The 606-nt window shown below is 40.4% G+C and carries 1 pseudogene (only partly in view); it reads left to right on the top strand.

The features are described from left to right. The first annotated feature begins 117 nt into the window (after positions 1-117). Positions 118-606: pseudogene (locus BP621_RS16630) on the top strand (MEDS domain-containing protein) (it continues 2,090 nt past the right edge of the window).

Consider the following 606-nt stretch of genomic DNA (forward strand, 5'->3'; position numbering starts at 1 on the left):
TGAGACCTTTACAGAGTGTGAGTATGTATATGGAAATTGTAAGGCAAAGATGAAATTAAACACCCTGGTGCAAAGAAATTTTTGTCCTGGTATCCTCAAAAGCTGGAGACAATATTCATGAGAAAAAACACTAGAGATTCTGGGATTGATATTATTGGCGAGGTACCTTGGGGAACACACTTCTGCCAGTTTTACCAGACAAAAGAAGACTTGACGGATATACTTGTCCCTTATTTTAAAGCCGGGCTGGAAAATAACGAATTATGCATCTGGATTACCTCACAGCCTCTGGAAGTAGAAGAGGCAAAAACAGCCATGAAAAAGGCTGTTCCTGATATTGATGTTTACCTGGAGAAAGGGCAAATTGAAATTATCTCTTACACTCATGGATATCTAAATGAGGGTATTTTCAATCCGGACAGAGTCGTAAATAGCTGGGTTGAAAAAATCGATCAGTCTTTGGCAAGAGGTTATGATGGTCTCAGGGCTGCGGGGGACAATCGCTGGCTGGAAAAAGAAGGCTGGAATGGATTTGTTGATTATGAGAATAAAGTGGATGCTGTTATCGACAAAAACCATGTGATAGCTCTGTGCCCATATTATCTC

The sequence above is a fragment of the Methanosarcina sp. UBA5 genome, from assembly GCF_002505485.1.
Lineage (GTDB): Archaea > Halobacteriota > Methanosarcinia > Methanosarcinales > Methanosarcinaceae > Methanosarcina.